16 protein-coding genes are annotated in these 19970 nt (G+C 63.3%); 15 read left to right on the forward strand and 1 reads right to left on the reverse strand.

Annotated features, from left to right (window positions below):
* Nucleotides 1-379: 379 nt before the first annotated feature.
* The gene (locus AC5WNI_RS13950; protein WP_054555679.1) at nucleotides 380-1939 is read left to right on the forward strand and encodes a carbon-nitrogen hydrolase family protein; all 1560 of its coding nucleotides are present in this window, start codon (nucleotides 380-382) and stop codon (nucleotides 1937-1939) included.
* Nucleotides 1940-1943: 4 nt separating this feature from the next.
* Nucleotides 1944-2789 (forward strand): M90 family metallopeptidase, encoded by an 846-nt coding sequence (locus AC5WNI_RS13955; RefSeq protein ID WP_175089234.1) that lies wholly within the window; start codon nucleotides 1944-1946, stop codon nucleotides 2787-2789.
* Between the two features lie 213 nt (nucleotides 2790-3002).
* On the opposite strand, the gene AC5WNI_RS13960 is transcribed toward AC5WNI_RS13955, so the two are convergent.
* The gene (locus AC5WNI_RS13960) at nucleotides 3003-3926 is read right to left on the reverse strand and encodes a LysR family transcriptional regulator (RefSeq protein WP_153636487.1); all 924 of its coding nucleotides are present in this window, start codon (nucleotides 3924-3926) and stop codon (nucleotides 3003-3005) included.
* 200 nt (nucleotides 3927-4126) lie between these two features.
* Between AC5WNI_RS13960 and AC5WNI_RS13965 the strand changes: the two genes are divergently transcribed.
* The 13 genes from AC5WNI_RS13965 (at nucleotide 4127) to AC5WNI_RS14025 (ending at nucleotide 19948) form a co-directional block, all read left to right on the forward strand.
* A complete protein-coding gene (locus AC5WNI_RS13965; RefSeq protein WP_242007692.1) occupies nucleotides 4127-5359 on the forward strand; it encodes a TauD/TfdA family dioxygenase in 1233 nt (410 codons plus the stop codon).
* A gap of 131 nt (nucleotides 5360-5490) precedes the next feature.
* Nucleotides 5491-6693, forward strand: a complete 1203-nt coding sequence (locus AC5WNI_RS13970; RefSeq protein WP_175089233.1) for a GGDEF domain-containing protein — start codon at nucleotides 5491-5493, stop codon at nucleotides 6691-6693.
* A 164-nt stretch (nucleotides 6694-6857) separates the two neighbouring features.
* Nucleotides 6858-7415, forward strand: coding sequence for a lipocalin family protein (locus tag AC5WNI_RS13975; RefSeq protein WP_175089232.1), 558 nt, complete (start codon nucleotides 6858-6860; stop codon nucleotides 7413-7415).
* A 336-nt stretch (nucleotides 7416-7751) separates the two neighbouring features.
* The gene (locus tag AC5WNI_RS13980) at nucleotides 7752-8570 is read left to right on the forward strand and encodes a DUF1338 domain-containing protein (RefSeq protein ID WP_175089231.1); all 819 of its coding nucleotides are present in this window, start codon (nucleotides 7752-7754) and stop codon (nucleotides 8568-8570) included.
* Nucleotides 8567-9589, forward strand: a complete 1023-nt coding sequence (locus tag AC5WNI_RS13985; protein ID WP_175089230.1) for a succinylglutamate desuccinylase — start codon at nucleotides 8567-8569, stop codon at nucleotides 9587-9589. Before AC5WNI_RS13980 ends, AC5WNI_RS13985 begins: the two co-directional genes overlap by 4 nt.
* A gap of 570 nt (nucleotides 9590-10159) precedes the next feature.
* Nucleotides 10160-10954: an ABC transporter ATP-binding protein gene (locus tag AC5WNI_RS13990; RefSeq protein ID WP_175089314.1), complete on the forward strand. Its 795-nt coding sequence runs from the start codon at nucleotides 10160-10162 to the stop codon at nucleotides 10952-10954.
* Nucleotides 10955-11141: 187 nt separating this feature from the next.
* Nucleotides 11142-11966 carry a transporter substrate-binding domain-containing protein gene (locus AC5WNI_RS13995; RefSeq protein ID WP_175089229.1) on the forward strand — a complete coding sequence of 275 codons (825 nt, stop codon included), beginning with the start codon at nucleotides 11142-11144 and terminating at the stop codon, nucleotides 11964-11966.
* A 41-nt stretch (nucleotides 11967-12007) separates the two neighbouring features.
* On the forward strand, nucleotides 12008-12724 hold the full coding sequence (locus tag AC5WNI_RS14000) for an ABC transporter permease (RefSeq protein ID WP_043334396.1): 717 nt from the start codon (nucleotides 12008-12010) through the stop codon (nucleotides 12722-12724).
* A 41-nt stretch (nucleotides 12725-12765) separates the two neighbouring features.
* Nucleotides 12766-13518, forward strand: a complete 753-nt coding sequence (locus AC5WNI_RS14005; protein WP_175089313.1) for an ABC transporter permease — start codon at nucleotides 12766-12768, stop codon at nucleotides 13516-13518.
* Between the two features lie 249 nt (nucleotides 13519-13767).
* Nucleotides 13768-14532 (forward strand): transporter substrate-binding domain-containing protein, encoded by a 765-nt coding sequence (locus AC5WNI_RS14010; protein ID WP_175089228.1) that lies wholly within the window; start codon nucleotides 13768-13770, stop codon nucleotides 14530-14532.
* A 334-nt stretch (nucleotides 14533-14866) separates the two neighbouring features.
* Nucleotides 14867-16156 (forward strand): efflux RND transporter periplasmic adaptor subunit, encoded by a 1290-nt coding sequence (locus tag AC5WNI_RS14015; protein WP_175089227.1) that lies wholly within the window; start codon nucleotides 14867-14869, stop codon nucleotides 16154-16156.
* Nucleotides 16153-19347 (forward strand): efflux RND transporter permease subunit, encoded by a 3195-nt coding sequence (locus AC5WNI_RS14020; protein WP_175089226.1) that lies wholly within the window; start codon nucleotides 16153-16155, stop codon nucleotides 19345-19347. Before AC5WNI_RS14015 ends, AC5WNI_RS14020 begins: the two co-directional genes overlap by 4 nt.
* A 190-nt stretch (nucleotides 19348-19537) precedes the next feature.
* The gene (locus AC5WNI_RS14025) at nucleotides 19538-19948 is read left to right on the forward strand and encodes a hypothetical protein (protein ID WP_175089225.1); all 411 of its coding nucleotides are present in this window, start codon (nucleotides 19538-19540) and stop codon (nucleotides 19946-19948) included.
* The last annotated feature ends 22 nt before the right edge of the window (nucleotides 19949-19970 follow it).

Genomic DNA, 19970 nt, shown 5'->3' on the forward strand with positions numbered 1-19970 from the left:
TTGGTTGTCATTGAGGTCTGGTGTCACTAAGGCCTGAGGTCATTGGGGCCTGGTGTCTTTCAAGCTTGATGTGAACGGCGTGACTTCGCTGCGCGCGTCCTGCCCCTGGCAATGTTTTGGACGTTGTGCCGCGCAAATGCAAGCAAAATGAGCATTCGTTCAATATCGCACCGAGCGCCATTCAGGGCGCCAGGGCTCGCCGGCCCTTGCAGTGACGCGAGGTTGGACCCATTGATGAGGGTTGCGTGACCAGGGCCGGACATTGACCAAAGGATATTGATGACACCCGGCCTCGACAGCGCGAATAATGGGGCCTATCACTTTCGCGCCAGCCACTTCCTGCCCTGATCCCCTCTTTCATTATTTCCAAGGAGTCTCGATGTCCGTCGAAGACCTGCACCTGAACCTGCGCAACCTGCAGGAATCGGACTACCCCCAGCTCAAGCGCCTGATGGACGGCATCTACGACGACATCGGTGGCGCCTGGCCTGAGCACACCATCAACCGTCTGATCGCCGAATTCCCCGATGGCCAGATCGTGATCGAGGATGGTGACAGGCTGGTCGGTGTCGCCCTGACGGCGCTGGTGGATTACGACGCCTTCTCCAACCCGCACAAGTACGACGACCTGATCGGCCAGCGCGAGATCATCCTCAACAAGGAGGATGGCGATGCGCTTTACGGTCTGGATGTGCTGATCGACGTCGACTACCGCGGCTATCGCCTCGGTCGCCGCCTGTACGAGGCGCGCAAGGACCTGTGCCGCTCGATGAATCTGCGCTCGATTCTGGCCGGTGGACGCATCCCCCAGTACCACGAATATGCCGCCGAGCTCTCGCCCTCCGAGTACATCGACAAGGTGGAGCGTCGCGAGATCCACGACCCCATCCTGTCGTTCCAGCTGGCCAACGGCTTCCTGGTCAAGCGCCTGTTGCGCCAGTACCTGCCGGAAGACGAGGATTCCCAGGGCTACGCCACGCTGCTGGAGTGGAGCAACATCCTGTTCGAGCCCGCCGAGCGCGTGCTGGAAAGCCGCAAGACGATGATTCGCGTCGGCGCCGTGCAGTGGCAGATGCGCAAGTTCGACAGTGTCGAATCCGTGCTGCAACAGGTCGAGTACTACGTCGACGCCCTGTCGGATTACCAGAGTGACTTCGCCGTCTTCCCGGAGCTGTTCAACACGCCGTTGATCGGCCTTTTGGAAGACCAGAGCGATCCGGTACGCTGCATCCGCTACCTCGCTGGCTTCACCGAGCGCTTCAAGCAGGAAATCTCGCGCATGGCGGTGGCCTACAACATCAACATCGTGGCCGGCTCCATGGTCGAGATCGGTGACGACAACGAGCTCTACAACGTCACCTATCTATGTCACCGCGATGGCGAGATCGACCGTCAGGCCAAGCTGCACATCACGCCTCAGGAGCGCCGCGACTGGATCATCAAGGGTGGTGACGAGCTGGCCGTGTTCGAGACCGACGCCGGACGCATCGGCATGCTGATCTGCTACGACGTTGAGTTCCCGGAACTGTCGCGCCTGCTGGCCGATCAGGACATGGACATCCTGATGGTGCCGTTCTGGACCGACACCAAGAACAGCTACCTGCGCGTGCGCAACTGCGCCCAGGCGCGTGCCATCGAGAACGAATGCTACGTGGTGGTCTGCGGCAGCGTCGGCAACCTGCCGTCCATCGAGAGCCTCGACATCCAGTACGCCCAGTCAGCGGTGTTCTCGCCGTCGGACTTCTCCTTCCCGCATGACGCGGTGATGGCCGAGACCACGCCGAACACCGAGATGATCATGTTCTCGGATCTCGACCTGGAGCGTCTCAAGGTGGTGCGCAGCGAAGGCTCGGTGACCAACCTGAAGGATCGCCGCAAGGACCTCTTCGAGCTGCGTCTGCGTGACTGGTCGTGGAAGTCCGGCAGCCGTCAGGACTGAGGCGATGACGCACTGGTGGCAATGGCTGTGGCAGCGCTCCGCTCGCCACGGCCGTGAAGGCTCAGCCCCCGACGCCGGCGCTGTCTCGACCTCATCCCCCGCCGGCGAGACAGCGCAGGATGACGCGTGGCAGGCAGTTTGCGAGCGCCTGCCGATCCTCGAGGGACTCGACGCCGAGGCACTGGCGCGTCTTGAGCGGCGCGCCCGCCATCAGCTGAGCGACTGGAAGCTGACCAGCGCCGAGCCGCTCGCACAGGTCGAGGCGCTGGCGCTGGCTGCCCAGGCGATGCTGCTGCTCAACGGCTGGGCGCATGCCGAGCGCTGGCAGGACGCCGGCGCTCGCGTGCACGAGATCATGCTGCCGCTGCAGGCCATCCGCCGTGAGGTGGAAGAGATGGATGACGCCGGTGTGGTGCATGTCTTCGAGGACACCCGCGCCGGCGAAACCTGGTATCAGGGGCCGGTGGTGGTCACCCAACAGGACCTGGCCGCCAGCGGTGACTGGAGCGGCTTCAACGTGGTGATCCATGAATTCGCCCACAAGCTCGACATGGCCAACGCCACCGATGCCGATGGCTTTCCGCCCCTGCCGCGCCATATCAGCGCGGCGGAGTGGCACGCCACCTTCACTGCCGTGTGGGATGACCTGAACGCGCGCCTGTCACGTGGTGAGCCGACGCCCATCGATGACTACGCCGCCAGCCACCCCGCCGAATGCTTCGCCGTCTGCTGCGAGTATTTCTTCAGCGCGCCGGATGAGCTCAATGCGGCCTATCCGGCGCTGTATGCCCTGCTGGAACGCTTCTTCCAGCAGTCGCCATTGGCGCGCTGCCCGCCGCCTTCCGACTGACCACGCCTGACAGACCTGACCACACGCCTGGCAGATCTGACCACACGCTTGGCAGACAAGCCGCCAGCAAGGCGAGGAAATCGCGATAGAGAAGAGATAGCGGTCGCTTACCGCGCCGGGCATCGCCTCAAGCTAACGGTATATCGTTCGAAGGCGCATCAGTAGACACGCCGACTCGCTCAGCAGAGGTCGCAAAAGCCACCTCTGCATCGCTCACTGTGGCTCCGCCAACAGATAATCCCAGACACGCTGTGCGGTGGGCCGCATCGGGCGCTGATTGGAGCGCACCAGCCAGAAGTTCTGCTCGGCGGGAATCGTCAGCGCGAAGACCTGCTCCAGCCCGCCATTGCCGGACGCCAGCCATTGCCGGAAATGGCCTTCATGCACCAGCGCCACCCCCATGCCGAGCCGCGCCATTTCCAGCGTCATCACCTGGGTATCACAGCTGATGGTGGAGGTCGTCTTCTCCAGCCCCAGTTGATCTGCCGCCACCAGCCAGCGCCGCCAGCCCACCGCAAAGCCTGCGGCATGCAGCAGCGTCATGCCGGCCAGGTCCGCCGCCGTGGTCAGCTGCGCGCTCAGCGCCGGACTCGCCACGACGGCCATTCTCTCCTGCCCTGCCCCCACCTGGATCGCCTCTACCTGCGGCCAGTCGCCCTGGCCGTAGCGCAGCTCGATATCCACCTGCTCGCCATCGAAGTCGCTCTGCCAGAAGGCACTGACCAGACGCAGCGCGATCTCGGGCTGATCACGATGGAAGTTCGCCAGCCGCGGCAACAGCCAGGCCTGCTGGCTCATCGGGGTCGCCCGCAGGCTGACCGGCGCGGCGCGCGAGGGGCCGAAGACTTCCAGCGTGCCTTCCTGAAGGCGCTGGAAGCCATCCTGCAGCGCTGGCAACCAGGCCTGACCGGCCGGCGTCAGATTGAGGCTGCGGGCGTGACGCACGAACAATGGCTGGCCAAGGCGGTCCTCCAGCTGGCGAATCCGCTGGCTAATGGCCGACTGGGTGACACTGAGCTCCTCGGCGGCACGCGTGAAGCTCATCAGGCGCGCAGCGGCTTCGAAGGCCTGCAACCAGGCCAGCGGCGGCAGGGGGCGCGGCAAGGCATCCGGCGTCGTGGGGGAAGGTTCGTGCATGGCTATCTCGCATCAGAGCATGAAGGTCAATCGGCACACATTAGCTCAGCTAAGTCATGGCCGTCATATTTCGCGTTGGCCAGCCGTGATGACGAGGGGGACAATGGCCTCATTCTCGGGTCACGGCTCAGCCATACGACCCAGCCACGCGACACGCGTCGGCTCACCTGCTACTGCACACACGACATAGGACGGCGCCCATGGAGACTCTCATCGCATCTGCCCCTGACACCCAAGGCACTGAAGCGTCACAGGCACGCCATCAGTGGGACATGAAGGAATACCTGCCCCATCACGAGGGCGCGCCGCTGGTGAAGGCAGACCACGACGAGACCCTGGCGTCACTGGCATGGGCCAGCGGTGAGCAGACCCGACTGCCGCTGATCTGGCTGCGCGACCACTGCGCCTGCGATCTCTGCCGTCATCCACAGACCTTCGAGCGCACCTTCATGCTGATGGACGACGCGGCCCTGACGGTGCACCAGATGCGTGTCGAGCAGGGCAATCTCGTCGTCGTCTGGCAGGACGGCCACACCAGCCGCTTCGATGCCGGCTGGTTGCTGCAACGTCGTCCGAGTGATGCGCCGCCGGCCACGCCGGTCCCTGCAAGCCAGGCCTGGCAGCAGGGCCATGAGCCTCACGTCACCGCCTTTGCCGACTACATGGCCGGTGGACAGGCGCGCCTGGGCTGGCTGGAAGCGCTGTGCCGCGACGGCTTCGCGATTCTGGATGCCGGCCCGACGGCAGGCGGCGAGATCGACCAGGTGGCCGCGACCATCGGCCCGATCCGCGCGACCAACTTCGGTGGCCGTTTCGAGGTCTTCTCCAAGCAGGCGCCCAACAACGCCGCCTACACGCCGATCGCACTGGAACTGCACACCGACCTGCCCAACTGGCGTCAGCCGCCAGACATCCAGATGCTCTACTGCCTGGCCAATGAGGCCGAAGGCGGAGACTCCATCTTCGGAGACGGCATGGCGGTCGCCGAAGCCCTGCGCGAGCGGGACCCGCAGGCCTTCAGGCTGCTGGCCGAGACTCCGGTGGACTTCCGCTTTGCCGACGAGACCACCGACCTGGTGGTGCGCGAGCCGGTGATCCATCTGGATGCCAACGACAAGGTCATCGAGGTGCGCTTCAACAACTGGATCCGCGACAGCCTGCGCCTGCCGCTGGAACAGATGCAGGCCTGGTACAGCGCCTATCGCCAGTACTGGAGCATCCTGCGGGAACCGGCCTTCCGCCTGCATCTCAAGCTGGAAGCCGGCCAGATGGTGGCCTTCGACAACCGCCGCGTGATGCACGGACGCAAGTCCTTCGACCCGACGACCGGCCGCCGCCACCTGCAGGGCTGCTATGTGGATTACGACATGGTGGAATCCGCGCTGCGCGTCACGGCGCGCCAGCTGGCCGGTGCCAACCTCACTCAGTCGTGAGCACGAAAGCTCTCATGCCGCGGAGTACTTGAAATAGCGTTGAACCGCACGCAAAGGTTGCGGCGGTTCCTCCAGGGCATACCACGCAAGGCAGTGGCATCCTGAGAGTCTGGCAACTCAGGTATCGCCCCATGAATCCCATGACACTCTGCTTTGCGGATGACACCCTGGAACGACGTTATCGGCGTCGACAGATCGAGACCTCACACAAGCTCAGCCGGATCACCATCCCGCTGAGCTGTCTGCTGTTCGCGTCCTATGGGCTGATCGAGCTCAGTCTGCTGGAGCACTACGAGCCCTACCTGCTGCTGCGCACCAGCGTTCTGATCGGCGTGTTGGGCCTGTTCCTGCTGTCACGCCTCCCGCGTTTCCGACACCACGTCAACGGCATCCTGTGCCTGGCCTCGCTGGTGGCAGCGCTGGGGACGCTGGCGATGTTCCATGTGGGGGACGGTCACGCCGGAGAGCACCTGGTGGAGAGCCACGCCGCCGGACAGCATGAGGACGAGCATGGTGACTTCCCGGTCTACTTCGTCGCCCTGTTGCTGGTGGTCTTCTGGACCTACACCCTGCTGGGACTGCAGTTCATCTATGCCATGGCCTGCGGACTGCTGATATGGATGGGCTGCACCGTCAGCTGCGCGCTGATGCATCTTGGCTCCGATACACTAGTGGAGGTCAACGAAGTCTTCTTCATGATGGCCGTCAATATGCTGGCAGGCCTTAGCGCCTACTCGCGCGAGCGCCAGAGCCGGCAACTCTTCCTGCATGAATGCCATATCACCGGCGAGCGGGACGATCTGCGCGACCACGCGATGTGCGACTCGCTCACCGGGCTGCTCAACCGGCGCGCCCTGCTGACACGCCTCGACCAGATACTCGACATTCAGACCCCCGGCACGGTGCAGGCCGCACTGTTCATCGACCTCGATGGCTTCAAGCCCGTCAATGACCGCCACGGCCATGCCATCGGCGATGAGGTGCTGCGCATCACCGGCGAGCGCCTGGGCAACACCCTGCGCGGCAACGATATCGTCGGTCGCCTGGGCGGCGATGAATTTCTGGTGCTGATCAGCCGTGAGGGCAACGGCCGCAAGGGCCCGGAGCAGCTGGCGGAACGTCTGATCGACGCCATCAGCCGTCCCATCACGCTGGAAGTGGATGGCGAGCCGCTGATCATCGCCGTCAGCGCCAGCATCGGCATCAGCCTGTTCCCCTTCTCGGGCGCCACGCCGGAAACGGTCATCGCACGCGCCGACAGCGCCATGTACGAGGCCAAGCAACGCGGACGTGGCGTCGTCGTCACCGGCAATCCGCTGCGTCTGGTACTGTGAGGCTCGACGCCTCAAGCATCTCACCGCGCCACCCTCCCTCTTGAGACAGCGGCAGACGCCCCAATGAGACAAGGATGACGTTTCATCCTTCTTCTCATGACCCGCATCACGCAAGGACACCCCACGACTCATCAATGGGGCGTACTGGCGCATGGAGCCTGCCAATGACACGCTTGCCGCATCTAGCCTTCTCTCTCGGCTGCCTCGGCCTTCTCGGCGGCTGCGCCGGAGTTCCCTCCGGCACCCAGCCCGTCGAGGGCTTCGAGCTCGAACGTTACTACGGTGAATGGCACGAGATCGCCCGCCTCCCCAACAGCTTCGAGGAGGGCCTCAGCTGTGTCAGCGCCGATTACTCGCCCCGCGAGGACGGCGGCGTGCGCGTCATCAATCGCGGCTACAACGCCGAGCAAGGGGAATGGAGTCAGGCCGAAGGTCGCGCCTACTTCACCCGGGGCAGCGAGACGGCGGCCCTCAAGGTCAGCTTCTTCGGCCCCTTCTATGGCGGCTACAACGTGCTGGCGCTGGATGAGGACTATCAGTGGTCGCTGGTGGCCGGTGCCGATCGCGACTACCTGTGGATACTGGCGCGTGAGCCACAGCTGGATGACGTCACCTATCAGGCGCTGGTCGATCAGGCCGCCGAGCTGGGCTTCGCCACCGACGCGCTGATCAAGGTCGAGCAGGGCGATGCCTGCCCTTCTCCTGACAACACCGATAGCTGACACCGAACGCTGACATCAAAAGCCTTCGCGCGAGTCGTGGTTGCTTGAGGTCACAGGCCGCCCCCGATTCCGAGCCCCGTAGCCAAGAGCCAAAGCCCAAGGCCTGGAACCAAGGTCTAAACCGGCGCGTGGCGTTTATATGGTGCGGACAGCCGCTTTCATCCAACCGACCTCGCATCTTGTCACGCGCGCGCGGCTCGCCAATGGTGAGCTGACAATCTTCCGGGGTAGCGCCTCGCCGAGTTCGCCACCCTGATGCCAATCGTTTGATGCTGTCGCCCAGTGCCAGTGCCGCCTCGCTGCACTGGGCTACTCAGTTCAGAGGGAGCCCGTGCCATGGATATCCAGCAGTTCTTCAGCGCCCTGTGGGATGACTACGTCGCCATGACGCCCCAGGCCCAAAAGATCCAGGATGCCTTCATCGCTGACGGCGAGACCATCGTCAACGACCACGTCGCCTTTCGCACCTTCGATCGCGGGCCCATCACCCTGAGCGCGCTGGAGCCTCACCTGCTGGCGCTGGGCTATACCCGCTTCGCACCCTATGATTTCTGCGAGAAGAAACTGCGCGCCTTCGGCTATCTACCGCCATCTTCCGACATGCCGCGCGTCTTCCTCTCCGAGCTGAAATGCCACGAGCTGTCCGAGCGCGCCCAGGCGATCATCGATGGCCTGGTCAGCCAGATCTCGCCGGATGCCGTCACCCAGCCCTCCGTGCTGTGGTCGGGCCGCCTGTGGAAAGCGCCCAGCTTCGAGCAGTATCAGCGTCTGATGGAAGAGAGCGAATATGCCGCCTGGCTGTCGATCATCGGCCTGCGCGCCAACCACTTCACCATCAGCGTCAACGCGCTCAGCCATCACGACACGCTCGACAAGGTGCTGGCGCGTGTCGAGGCGCTTGGCCTTGGCATCAATCCGGCCGGAGGACGCATCAAGGGCTCGCCCGAGGTGCTGCTGGAGCAGGCCTCCACCCTTGCCGACCGCCAGACCTTCACCTTCGCCGGTGGCGAGGAGCATGAAATCTCCACCTGCTACTACGAATTCGCGCGCCGCTATCCCGACGCCAATGGCGAGCTGTATCAGGGCTTCGTGGCGGCCAGCGCCGACAAGATCTTCGAATCCACCAATGTTCGCCAGGAGCCGACTGCCTCGTGATTGCCGACTGGCTAGACCTGACACTCGAAGGCCACGCCAGCGCACGTGGCATGGGCCGTATTCCCGGCGGCCGCTATGAGATCGTCGCGCCCGGCGTGCTGGAGATCACCCCCGACGTCATGGGGCCCAAGGCGCGCCCGTGCGTGATCTCCGCTGGCATCCACGGCAACGAGACCGCCCCCATCGAACTGCTCGGTGAACTGATCGCAGGCCTGGAGAGCGGTCATCTGATCATCGGGGCTCCACTGCTGCTGATTCTGGGCAACCTACCCGCCATCCGCAGTGGCGAGCGCTTCATCACCACCAATCTCAATCGGCTGTTCAAGCGCGCCGAGGCAAGCGTCACAGGCAACGACTGCCCGTCGGATGATGAGCCGGCGCGCGCGCGTCAGCTGATGGCGGCCGTGGACACCTTCTATGCTCGCTTCCCGCTGACCGAGGGCACGCGCCGTCTGCACTACGACATGCACACCGCCATCCGCGACAGCCTCTATCCGCGCTTCGCGGTGGTGCCCTTCAGTGATGGCGATGCCATCAGCGCAGCGCAGTGGCCGATATTGAGCGCCGCCGGCATCCAGGCCGTGCTGCACCAGCATCAGCACAGCTGGACCTTCTCGCACTATTCGCGCCACTACCATGATGCCGACGCCTTCACGCTGGAGCTGGGCCAGGTACGCCCGTTCGGCGCCAACGACATGGCGGCGCTCGCACCGATGAAAGCCCTGCTCGCGGCACTGGCGACCGGCACGGCGCCCGCCGAAGCGGACCCGGAGGCCATCGACTACTTCACGGTGGAAGTGGAATTGATGCGTCAGTCAGCCGACTTCACGCTGTGCTTCAGCGAGGATGTCGCCAACTTCACCGCCTTCGCCCCCGGCAGCGTGGTGGCCGAAGACGCCGCTGCTGGCCCCTGCATCATCGGCGATACGCCACTGCGGGTGGTCTTCCCCAACGCGAAGGTGGAGATAGGCGCCCGCGCCGCCCTGCTGCTGGCCGAGAGTTCGACACCGACAGACTGAGTCCCCAGACACTGAACAACAAGCGCCGGCGTTCTGCCCGCCCACTCCCCGCAGGGCGCAGCACGACGGCGCGATTGCACTGATGAAAGCCTTGACTACAACGACAACAGGCGACCTTGATCATGAAGACTCCTCCCCCACTGCCGGACGGCATCCACGTGCGTCCTTGCACGCTCCACCAAAGTCGTAACATTCCTCCACGCCAGATAGCGGTGAACCCTGCGTTGAGCTGGTAGAATCGGCCCCCTTTCCCGTCCACGACATGCAAGCACAGGCATTCTTGGCCTGTTGTAGACGGTCACTGGCAGCGAGAACGACGATCAATCGGACTGATCGTGAGGAACTGGCCATGCCCCTGACGGCATTCTCCGCCACTCCTCCCGTGCCACGCCTTGCCGCCTCACCACGTCTGCGTCGCGCAAGTCAGCGAGTGGCAGCGAAGGCAGTGCCAGGCAGCCGTGCCATGTCGGCAACGAACCTGTATCCCGAGCCCGACCGCCCCGCGGCGGACTCGTGGCGTGTCATTGCCCCCAGGGCTGGCAACGTCCGGATTGGAGTAACTGCATGACCATGAGATCTTCCGTGGCCGAGAGCCCGAGCAGCGACGCGCTGCCTCTCGAGGTCCGCAACATCACCAAGTCCTTCGGCACCAATCAGGTGCTCAAGGGCTTGTCGCTGCAAGCACACAAGGGAGATGTCATCACCCTGATCGGTGCGTCCGGTTCCGGCAAGAGCACCTTTCTGCGCTGCATGAACCTGCTGGAGCAGCCGGACGGTGGCGACATCTTCGTGCATGGCGAGCAGATCGGCTTCAAGGAAAGCCGCCGTGGCCGTGAACCGATGAACTGGCGTCAGGTCGAGCGCATGCGCGCGCGCCTGTCGATGGTCTTCCAGGGCTTCAATCTGTGGTCGCACATGACGCTGCTGGAAAATGTCATCGAGGCGCCGATCCACGTGCTCGGTAAGCCGAAGAAGGAAGCCATCGCCCACGCACGCAGCCTGCTGGACCGCGTCGGCCTTCTCGAGCGCGCCGACTACTATCCGGCGCAGATGTCCGGTGGCCAGCAGCAGCGCGGCGCCATCGCACGCGCGCTGGCGATGGAGCCGGAGGTGATGCTGTTCGACGAGCCGACCTCGGCCCTCGACCCGGAACTGGTCGGTGACGTGCTCAAGGTCATGCGTGACCTGGCCGAGGAAGGCCGCACCATGGTGGTGGTGACCCACGAGATGAGCTTCGCGCGGGATGTCTCGAGCCAGGTGGTCTACCTGCACCAGGGACTGGTCGAGGAGGCTGGCAAGCCGGAAGACGTGCTGGGCAATCCCCAGTCGGAGCGCCTCAAGCAGTTCCTGGCGCCCAAGTACTGAGAAAGCGCCCTGATCAGCAGCCCTGATCACCAGTACTGTTGAATATCTCTTGGCCCATCGCTGAGCCAACCGCTCGGCCTGTGGCAGATCCGGCACGGTGATCCCGTGACCGGCACATGATTCAGCACCGCGAGCGCCACGCCAATGGCAAGCCTCGAGGTGTCCAAGACTTCAGGAATGACAAGCAATGAAACAGTTCGCGACACGTGCCCTGCTGGGTCTCACCCTCGGTCTCTCCAGCTTCGCCATTGCCACCAGCGCCGCCCAGGCGGCCGATGTGCCGGACCCGCTGCGCCTGGGCATCGACGTGCCCTACGCGCCCTTCGGCTACAAGCTGCCCAGCGGTGAGCTGACCGGCTTCGAGATCGAACTGGGCAACGCCATCTGCGCCCAGCTCGCCACTCACTGCGAATGGACCGAGCAGGACTTCGACGGCATCATCCCGGGCCTGATGGCGCGCAAGTACGACGTCATCATGTCGGCGCTGACCATCAATCCGGAGCGTGAGCGTCAGGTGCTGTTCTCCGAGCCCTACTTCACGCCGCCGTCCGGCTGGTTCGTCAAGGCGGATAGCCCGCTGGCCGGCGCGAACAACCTCGATGCAGAGGCCCTCAAGGGCAAGGTGATCGGTGTCCAGCGCGGCAACCTGCAGGATCACTACGTCACCGACCTCTACGGCCGCAAGGCAGAAGTGCGCCGCTACACCAAGCTCGATGACCTGGTGCTGGACATGGACAGCGGCCGCGTCGATGTCGCCTTCCTGGACCTGCCGGTCGGTCAGGACACCCTGGTCAACGCCAATGACGGCAACTTCGTCAACACCGGCAGCGCCATCAGCGAGCCGAAGAAATACTTCGGCGACGGCTTCGGCATCGCCATGAAGAAGCGCGACCGCGAGCTCAAGAAGGCCATCGATGGTGCCCTGGAAGCGCTCAAGGCCGATGGCACGCTCAAGCGTCTCAACGACAAGTACTTCGCCAGCGCCGCCATCGCGTCCGACAACCACCAGTAAGCCGCTGAACGGGTTATTCGGCGCTTCACGGGAGATTTCCCATGATTGACCTACAAGGCTACGGGCCCAGCCTGCTGGAAGGTGCCTGGGTCACGGTGCAACTGGCCGTGCTGGCCCAGCTGCTGGCCATCGCGCTGGGGTTATTGACGGCGACGGCCAAGATGTCGCGCTCCACACCTCTGCGCTGGCTCGCGACGCTCTACACCACCATCATCCGCGGCGTTCCGGACATCGTGCTGATGCTGCTGCTGTTCTTCGGTGGCCAGATCGGCATCAACATGGTCACCGACTGGCTGTACGACAGCTACGACATCGACGTCTTCGTCAATGTCGATGAGTTCACTGCCGGCGTCGTCACCATCGGCTTCATCTTCGGTGCCTACATGGGCGAAACCTTCCGCGGCGCCTTCATGGCGGTGGATGCCGGTCAGATCGAAGCCGGGCGTGCCTATGGCATGAACGACTGGAAGGTCTTCAAGCGCATTCGCTTCCCGCTGATGATGCGCCACGCCCTGCCGGGGCTGGGCAACAACTGGATGGTACTGCTCAAGACCACCGCCCTGGTGTCGGTGATCGGGCTGGTCGACATGGTGCGTGTCGCCAGTGAGGCCGCCAAGGCGACCCACGAGCCCTTCACCTTTCTGTTGCCGGTCGCGGCGGGCTATCTGCTGATCGCCACCGTGTCCGAGTGGGGACTGGCACGTCTCAAGAAGCGCTATAACGCCGGATTCGGGGAGGCTAGCGCATGGAACAACTGAATGAGGCAGGCTCCTCAGGCATCATCGCCCAGCTGGGCCGGATGCTTGAGGATGCGCTGAGCGACAACTACATCTTCACCGCGACCACTCTCTGGCACTACTGGGAAGGGCTGGTCACCACCGTACAGCTGGTGTGTCTGGCGCTGCTCATCGGCCTGATAATGGCCGTACCGCTGGCGATCATGCGCGGTTCGCGCCGTCGCTGGGTGAAGATGCCGGTCTATCTCTACACCTATGTCTTCCGTGGCACGCCGCTGCTGATCCAGCTCTATCTGATCTACTACGGCGTAGTGTTCTTCGACGGCTTCGACATCTCGCTGGGCGTGACCAGCGTGCATGTGCCCAGTATCCAGGAGACCTGGCTATGGGATTACTTCCGTGATCCCTTCGTGCCGGCGCTGCTGGCCTTCGTGCTCAATACCGCAGCCTACACCACCGAGATCTTCCACGGTGCCATCCAGTCGACCCCCAAGGGCGAGATGGAAGCCGCCCGCGCCTACGGCATGTCACGCGGCAAGATGATGCGTCGCATCATTCTGCCCAGTGCCTTCCGTCGGGCACTGCCGGCCTACGGCAATGAAGTCATCTTCATGCTGCATGCCAGTGCCATCTGCAGTGTGGTGACGCTGCTGGACCTCACCGGCGCCGCACGCGACATCTACGCGCGCTTCTATGCGCCCTTCGAGGCCTTCCTGTTCGTCGCCGCCATCTACCTGTGTCTGACCTTCACCATCATTGCCATATTCCGGCAATTGGAGAAACGCCTGCTGGCACACTTGAAACCATTAAGCTGAACGTCAAAAGCGCCCTTTGGAGGGCGCTTTTTTCATATCAGGAGATAACGGCAGGAATTCATCTCGTTTAACGACCGTTTGAATTTGTCCATTGACCCTCTTCACCACAGCCTCGGTCTGGGCTAGTGTGGAGCCACTGGCATGACACACCCCCTTATGTTCCCGACTCAGACGACTGGTGTTCAGGAGGGAGTGTCTGATGCCACTGATCAGCCAGTATGACCAACAACAATGATGGATGGGACTGACATGAAGAAGCTTCTGGGAATCTCCCTGCTGGGTGCAGCATTGATGGCCGGTGGCGCTCAGGCGGCCGAATCGCTGCGCATCGGCGTCGACGTGCCCTACGAGCCGATGGAGTACAAGACACCCGACGGTGAGCTGACCGGTTTCGATATCGAACTGGGCAATGCCATCTGTGCGAAGATCAACCGCGACTGCGAGTGGGTCATCCAGGCGTGGGACGGCATCATTCCCGGCCTGATGGCGCGCAAGTACGACGCCATCATGTCCTCGATGACCATCAATGAGGAACGCCGCGAGAAGGTGCTGTTCTCCGACACCTACATCACTCCGCCCTCCGCCTGGTTCGCCCCGTCCGACAGCGAGCTGAGCGCCACCTCCACCGAGGCCCTGGCCGGCAAGGCCATCGGCGTGCAGCGCGGTACCCTGCAGGACAACTACGTCACTGATCTCTATGGCAAGAATGCCGAGGTCAAACGCTACACCACCGCCGATGACCTGGTGCTGGACATGGACGCGGGTCGCCTCGATATCGCCTTCCTCGATTTCCCGGTAGGCAAGTCCACCCTGATCGACGGCGGCAACGGCAACTACAAGGCCGTGGGTGAAGTGGTCACCGAGCCCAAGAAGTACTTCGGCGACGGCTTCGGTATCGCCATGCGCAAGCGTGACAAGGACCTGGCCGAGCAGATCAACGGTGCCCTGGCCGAACTGAAGGCCGATGGCACCTACGACACCATCCATACCAAGTACTTCGGCGAGAAGCAGTAAGTTCGACTCAAGCGGCATGCCAGCCATGCCGTGATGTCTGCGCCATGAGATGAGCGGCAATAGACACAAGTGACATGTTCGACAACAAACCCCGTTGGCATCTACCGCGGGGTTTTTGCGTTGAGGCAGTGTTCAGTGACATTCAGCCACCTGTCTTGTGACAACCCTGTCACGACCTGAACAGGGCCAATCGCTCAAGCGCATCACGTGGAAAGCATGCCATCTACACAATTGGTGCAATTTCAGCATCAAAGCAGTGTGTCTGATGGGACTTATCGATAATGCGCAGTCTCTCTAGGATGCCGTGCAACTCCTTCTGCAACGGTAGATTCCCATGTCGAGACTGAACTCACGTCCGGCGCGCCTTTCTCGTATCGCCTCTTCCCTGCTGCTGACCCTCGGCGGCCTGCTGACGCTCAGCGCCTGCAGTGAAGGCAGTGGTGAAGCGAACGACAGCGCGCAACAGACGCCCCCCACGATGGAAGTCGTCGCTGCCATCTCGCAGCCGGTGGCGGCCTGGCACACCTATACCACGCGCCTGGAATCTCCCCAGCGCGTACAACTGCGCCCACGCGTGAGCGGCGAAGTCGAAGAAGTGCTGTTCACGGAAGGCAGTCAGGTAAGCGCCGGCACGCCACTGGTACGCCTTGATCAGCGCCCCTTCAAGGCTGAGGTCGAGCGACTGGAAGCCGATGTCGCTCGCTTCAAGGCCGAACTGGCCAACGCGCGCAGCGAGTCCGGTCGTGCCGCCAGCCTGGTCAAGCGCCACCTGATCTCCCGCGAGGAAGCCGATTCACGCAGCACCAATGCCACCGGTCTGAGCGCTCAGCTCAAGGGTGCCATCGCTCAGCTGGAGCGTGCACGCCTGGATCTGGACTACGCCACCATCCGTGCCCCGATCGACGGCCGCCTGTCCAATGCGCGTATCACGCGTGGCAACACGGTACAGGCGGGGGAAAGCGTGTTGACCACTCTGGTCGAGACCCGTCAGCTGGACGCCTATATCGACATCAGCGAGCTGACCTGGAACAAGGACTTCGCGCATGTCAGCGCCGAGGACCATCTGCCGGTGGAACTGCAGCTGGCCGGACAGGAAGACTTCCCCTTCCAGGGTGAGCTCGACTTCATCGACAACAGTGTCGACATCGATACCGGCACCCTGCGCATCGGCACCACCTTCAATGCCGATGATCCCGCTCTGCGTCCGGGTGCCTTCGCGCGCCTGCGTATCGCCTCACCCGAGATCCGTGATGCCGTACTGATTCCGGAACGCGCCATCGGCACCGATCTGGATCGTCAGTTCGTGCTGGTGGTCGGTGAGGACAACACCCTCGCCTACCGTGGCATCAGCACCGGTCCGCGCTTCGGCACGCTGCGCGCCGTGACCGATGGCCTGGCCGCCGGTGACCGCGTGCTGGCGGCTGGCCCCGCCAAGGCAGGCCCAGGCATGCCGATCAGCCCCAAGCTGGTCGACATCGAGGATGACGGTGCCCTCAAGTCACTGGCGGCGCGTGTCTCCCGCCTGCAGGGGCAGCAAGCTGCCCGCCAGTTGAACCAGGACAACGACCAGAAGGCCGCGACTCTCGCCGAGGCTGACCGTCAGGCAGCCGGAGGCCGTTCGTGAACATCTCCGGTTTCTTCATCAAGCGCCCGGTCTTCGCCGCGGTGCTGTCGATCCTGATCGTCATCGGCGGCTTGCTGTCGCTGTTCAAGCTGCCCATCTCCGAGTATCCCGAAGTCGTGCCACCCACCGTGGTAGTGCGCGCCAACTATCCGGGCGCCAACCCGGAGGTCATCGGCTCCACCGTGGCCACGCCGCTGGAACAGGAAATCACCGGCGTCGAAGGCATGCTGTACATGGATTCCCAGGCGACCTCCGATGGCAATCTGACCCTGACCGCGACCTTCGCGCTGGGCACCGATCTGGACAAGGCCCAGGTCCAGGTGCAGAACCGCGTGGCTCGCGCCACGCCGCGTCTGCCGCAGGAAGTGCAGCAACTCGGCATCACCACCGAGAAGGCCTCGCCCAATCTGACGATGGTGGTCCACCTGACATCCCCGGACGGCCGCTATGACCAGCTATGGCTGTCCAACTATGCGCGCCTGAACCTCAAGGACAATATTGCCCGTCTCGAGGGGGTCGGCGACGTGCAGCTGTTCGGTGCCGGCGAGTACTCGATGCGCGTGTGGCTCGACCCGGACGCCGTGGCGGCGCGAGGCCTGTCTGCCGGTGACGTGATCAGTGCGCTGCGTGCGCAGAACCAGCAGGTCGCCGCCGGCTCCATCGGTGCTCAGCCCTCGCCTGACGACAACCAGTTCCAGCGTCTTCTCAATGTTCGTGGCCGTCTGGAAAGCACCGAGGAATTCGAGAACATCGTCATCCGTATCGATGAAGACGGCCGTCTGACACGCTTGAAGGATGTCGCGCGTGTCGAACTGGGCGCCGACAGCTATTCGCTGCGCGCGCAGCTGGATGGCAAGGATGCCGTGGCGATGCCGATCTTCCAGCGTCCCGGTTCGAATGCCATCGCACTGTCGGATTCCGTACGTGAGCGCATGAGCGAGATGTCCGACGCCTTCCCGGATGGCGTCAGCTACGACATCGTCTATGACCCGACGGTCTTCGTGCGTGGCTCCATCGAGGCGGTCATCGACACCCTGTTCGAGGCCATCCTGCTGGTGGTGATCGTGGTGATCCTGTTCCTGCAGACCTGGCGTGCCTCGATCATTCCATTGATCGCGGTGCCGGTCTCGCTGATCGGAACGTTTGCGGTCATGCAGATGATGGGCGTGTCGATCAATACGCTGTCACTGTTCGGACTGGTGCTCGCCATCGGTATCGTCGTCGATGACGCCATCGTGGTGGTGGAGAATGTCGAGCGCAACATCGAGCTGGGCCACTCGCCCATCGAGGCCACCCAGATCGCCATGCGCGAGGTGACCGGCCCGATCATCGCCATCGCGCTGGTGCTGACGGCGGTATTCGTGCCGACGGCCTTCATCAGCGGCCTGAGCGGCCAGTTCTACAAGCAGTTCGCGCTGACCATCACCATCTCGACGCTCATCTCGGCCTTCAACTCGCTGACGCTGTCACCGGCGCTCTCCGCCCTGCTGCTCAAGCCGCATGGCAGCAAGCCGGACTGGCTGACCCGCGTCATCGACGGCCTGTTCGGTCGCTGGCTGTTCGCGCCGTTCAACCGTGCCTTCAATGCGATGGCCAACGGCTATACCGGCCTGATCAAGAAACTGCTGCGCTTCGGTGTCATCGTCGGCGTTATCTATCTGGCCCTGCTCGGCGCCACCGGCAAGCTGTTCGACAGCGTGCCCGGCGGCTTCATCCCGGGGCAGGACAAGCAGTATCTGGTCGCGATGGTTCAGCTGCCGGACGCCGCCAGTCTCGACCGTACCTCCGAGGTCATCGACGAGATGCAGGCACTGGCGCTGGACACACCGGGCGTGGCGCACACCGTGGCCTTCCCGGGGCTTTCCGTGAACGGCTTCGTCAATGCCTCCAACTCCGGCATCCTGTTCACACCGCTGGATGACTTCAAGGATCGTCAGTCGCCCGAGCTTTCCGGTCAGGCGATCGCCGCCGAGCTCAATCGCAAGTTCGCCGGCATCGACGAGGCCTTCGTCGCCGTCTTCCCGCCACCGCCGATTCTGGGCCTGGGCACCACGGGTGGCTTCAAGTTGCAGCTGCAGGACCGCGGCAACAAGGGCTTCGATGAGCTGTTCGCCGCCGTACAGACCATCACCGCCAAGGGCAACGCCGATCCGCGCCTGAGCAGTGTCTACTCCAGCTTCCGCATCCAGGTGCCGCAGTACGACATCGATCTGGATCGCGAGCAGGCGATGATCATGGGCGTGCCGGTGGAACGTGCCTTCGAAACCCTGCAGGTCTATATGGGCTCGCTGTACGTCAATGACTTCAACCGCTTCGGGCGTACCTATCAGGTACGCGCCCAGGCCGAGCAGTCGGCGCGTCTCGACCCGGATGACATCCGCAACCTCAAGGTGCGCAGCGACAACGGCCGCATGATTCCGCTGGGCAGCTTCGTCAAGGTGACACCGACCACCGGCCCGGACCGCGTGATGCACTACAACACCTTCGTCAGTGCCGACATCAACGGCTCACCGGCGCCGGGTATCTCCAGTGATCAGGCCAAGGCCGCCATCGAGGAAGTGCTGGCCGACAACCTGCCACAGGGCATCGGCTACGAGTGGACGGAGGTGACCTACCAGCAGGTGCTGGCCGGCAACACCATGATCTACATCTTCCCGCTGGTGGTGCTGTTGGTATTCCTGGTGCTGGCCGCCCAGTACGAGAGCTGGTCGCTGCCGCTGGCGATCATCCTGATCGTGCCGATGACGCTGCTGTCGGCGCTGGCCGGCGTGTGGCTGACGGGGGGCGACAACAACATCTTCACGCGGATCGGCTTGATCGTGCTCGTGGCGCTGGCGTGCAAGAACGCTATCCTGCTGGTCGAGTTCGCTCGTGAGCAGCAGCATGAAGGTCAGAGCCGCCTGGATGCCGTGCTGACAGCCTGTCGCCTGCGTCTGCGTCCCATCCTGATGACATCGGTGGCCTTCACCGCCGGCGTGGTGCCACTGGTACTTGCCACCGGTGCCGGCAGCGAGATGCGTCAGGCGATGGGCGTGGCGGTGTTCTCCGGGATGATCGGCGTCACCGTGTTCGGCCTGCTGCTGACACCGCTGTTCTATGTCGGTATCCGCCGCCTGGTCGAGAAACGTGAATCGCATCAGGACACTGGGACGTCGGACAGCGATGGCGAGTCAGGCCAGCATACCCACTGAGCCATTCACTGATACGACCACTCTGTCGAGAGATCGAGGACAGGCGAACGCCACGGGGCGTCGCGGATTCAGTAACCACTGAAGCATTGACTCCCCGTTGGCAACACTGCCATTCCGTTCGTGGCATGTTTACTGCTCACGACTCTCGGCATAATGCCCATCAATATCTACCCACTCGGGAGCAGGTGCCATGTACGCCGATACCTTCAATGATCTGGCCCTCGAGGCCGAACTCGAAAACTTCGCGCACCGCTGGTTCTCCATGCTCAACCGCATGGCGCCTGCCATCGAACTGGCGGAGCTGCTGGGCGAGGAAGCTTCCATCCAGCTGCTGGATGAAACCCTGACCGGCAGCGGGTACCTGGCCAACTGGGAGCAGCGACGCAGCGAGCTGCTGGTCAATGGCCATGCACTCGGTTGGGTGCGTGCGCAGCGCAACAGCCTCGACAGCGCCACCCTGCGCATGGGCGGAGAGCACCGTGCCGCCATGCGCGATGGCAGCGTGTTGCACACGCACTTCGACGCCGAGTGGGTGCTCGACCTGAGCTGGGGCGAGCCGCGTATCCAGAGCATCAAGCTGCTGGATATGCGCACGCTGTAACGCGATAGGCAGACAGCAAAAG

The sequence above is a fragment of the Cobetia sp. PDI-12MA genome, assembly GCF_059507695.1.